General features: G+C 49.1%; 2 tRNA genes and 2 rRNA genes (1 of these 4 cut by a window edge). All 4 read right to left on the reverse strand.

From position 1 onward, the window contains the following. Positions 1-649: ribosomal RNA gene (locus tag BUC31_RS19825) — 23S ribosomal RNA — on the reverse strand; it reaches 2183 nt to the left of the window's first position. Positions 650-791: 142 nt separating this feature from the next. Continuing rightward, positions 792-865, reverse strand: a tRNA-Ala gene (locus tag BUC31_RS19830). A gap of 158 nt (positions 866-1023) precedes the next feature. Further along, positions 1024-1097, reverse strand: a tRNA-Ile gene (locus tag BUC31_RS19835). 179 nt (positions 1098-1276) lie between these two features. Next, positions 1277-2801, reverse strand: a 16S ribosomal RNA gene (locus tag BUC31_RS19840). The 16S and 23S rRNA genes sit together here with 2 tRNA genes alongside, the layout of an rRNA operon. Positions 2802-2831 lie beyond the last annotated feature (30 nt).

A 2831-nucleotide genomic window follows, 5' to 3' on the forward strand; every position in this document is an offset into this window, starting at 1 on the left:
GGCTCCGGACCTGAAGTCCTTAACCTTGCTAGTAAAAGTAACTCGTAGGCTCATTATGCAAAAGGCACGCCGTCACCCATATGGGCTCCGACCGCTTGTAAGCGTATGGTTTCAGGATCTATTTCACTCCGTTATTCACGGTTCTTTTCACCTTTCCCTCACGGTACTGGTTCACTATCGGTCTCTCAGGAGTATTTAGTCTTGGCGGATGGTCCCGCCGGATTCATACAGGGTTTCACGTGCCCCGCACTACTCAGGATACCACTATCTTAATGCTCTTTACCTATACGGGACTATCACCCTCTATGGTCGCTATTTCCAAAGCGTTCTAGTTCATTGCACATCGAATGTCGTGGTCCTACAACCCCGCACATGCCGGAACATGTACGGTTTGGACTAATCCAATTTCGCTCGCCGCTACTATCGGAATCACTTTTGTTTTCTCCTCCTCCGGGTACTTAGATGTTTCAGTTCCCCGGGTTTACTTCCATTACTGGATAACATATCTTCAATATGCTGGGTTGCCCCATTCGGATATCTACGGATCATATCGTGTGTGCCGATCCCCGTAGCTTTTCGCAGCTTATCACGTCCTTCATCGCCTCTGAGAGCCTAGGCATTCCCCATACGCCCTTTTCCAGCTTGTCGCCAGATCTTTAATCTATTCTATTTTATTCGTACTCTTTACTTAATAAAGATTCGTGTTTCTTTCTTTTTTAGTCGGAAATACATTAAAAATGTATTTCCTCCTGTTCCAATATGTCAATGAACGTTGTCGACTTTCGTCGCTGTGGAGAATATCGGAGTCGAACCGATGACCTCCTGCGTGCAAGGCAGGCGCTCTAGCCAGCTGAGCTAATCCCCCGTTTTAAGTTGCCGGTGATCAGTAACCAGTAACCAGTTTTTATGCTGTTGTACTGTGTACCGCATACCGCGTACTGTAAACTGGTCTTAACCAACTTCTAAAATTTCCTTCAATACTTAATGAACGTACCGCCTATTGCTAAACGATTTTCTTGTTTGTAGTCCCAGGCAGACTCGAACTGCCGACCTCTACATTATCAGTGTAGCGCTCTAACCAGCTGAGCTATGGGACTGTCCCTACTCTTTCCTCTCGGTATAAATACCTCGCAAAAAAAGCAATTACTTATATATCATAATTATGGAGATCATTTATTGGAACATTTACTAAAGAAACTATTATTAAATCAAAAGACCGGGACCGTAGTTCCATCTTCACTTCGTCAGGGACTGTCCTTAAAAGGACAATCTCTAGAAAGGAGGTGTTCCAGCCGCACCTTCCGGTACGGCTACCTTGTTACGACTTAGCCCTAGTTACCGATCTTGCCCTAGGCCGCTCCTTACGGTGACGGACTTCAGGCACTCCCAGCTTCCATGGCTTGACGGGCGGTGTGTACAAGGCCCGGGAACGTATTCACCGGATCATGGCTGATATCCGATTACTAGCGATTCCAGCTTCACGGGGTCGAGTTGCAGACCCCGATCCGAACTGTGACAGGTTTTATAGATTCGCTCTGCCTTGCGACATGGCTGCTCTCTGTACCTGCCATTGTAGCACGTGTGTGGCCCAGGACGTAAGGGCCGTGATGATTTGACGTCATCCCCACCTTCCTCACGGTTTGCACCGGCAGTCCCGTTAGAGTCCCCATCATGACATGCTGGCAACTAACGGTAGGGGTTGCGCTCGTTATAGGACTTAACCTGACACCTCACGGCACGAGCTGACGACAACCATGCAGCACCTTGCAAATTGCCCGAAGGAAAATCTATCTCTAGACCTGTCAATATGCATTTAAGCCCTGGTAAGGTTCCTCGCGTATCATCGAATTAAACCACATGCTCCACCGCTTGTGCGGGCCCCCGTCAATTCCTTTGAGTTTCATTCTTGCGAACGTACTCCCCAGGTGGGATACTTATCACTTTCGCTTGGCCGCCCAAGTCTCAAGGACTCGGACAGCTAGTATCCATCGTTTACGGCGTGGACTACCAGGGTATCTAATCCTGTTCGCTCCCCACGCTTTCGTCCATCAGCGTCAGTATATAGTTAGTCACCTGCCTTCGCAATCGGTGTTCTATGTAATATCTATGCATTTCACCGCTACACTACATATTCCGGCAACTTCACTATAACTCAAGACCAACAGTATCAAAGGCAATTTTACAGTTGAGCTGCAAACTTTCACCCCTGACTTATCGGCCCGCCTACGGACCCTTTAAACCCAATAATTCCGGATAACGCTCGGACCCTCCGTATTACCGCGGCTGCTGGCACGGAGTTAGCCGGTCCTTATTCTTACAGTACCGTCAGTAAGCTACACGTAGCTCTTTTTCTTCCTGTATAAAAGCAGTTTACTACCCATAGGGCATTCTTCCTGCACGCGGCATGGCTGGATCAGAGTCTCCTCCATTGTCCAATATTCCTCACTGCTGCCTCCCGTAGGAGTCTGGTCCGTGTCTCAGTACCAGTGTGGGGGATCCCCCTCTCAGGGCCCCTACCCATCGTAGTCTTGGTAAGCCGTTACCTTACCAACAAACTAATGGGACGCATGGCCATCTTGTACCGCCCGAAGGCTTTAACCACATCCTGATGCCAGAGCGTGGTACTACGGGGCATTAATCCAAGTTTCCCTGGGCTATTCCCCTGTACAAGGTAGGTTCCATACGCGGTGCGCACCCGTGCGCCGGTCGTCAGCGGAGCAAGCTCCCTGTTACCCCTCGACTTGCATGTGTTAGGCCTGCCGCTAGCGTTCATCCTGAGCCAGGATCAAACTCTTCATCGTTGTTTTGTAAATATTCGTCCCAACGAAGTC

Source organism: Maribacter aquivivus (assembly GCF_900142175.1).
Lineage (GTDB): Bacteria > Bacteroidota > Bacteroidia > Flavobacteriales > Flavobacteriaceae > Maribacter > Maribacter aquivivus.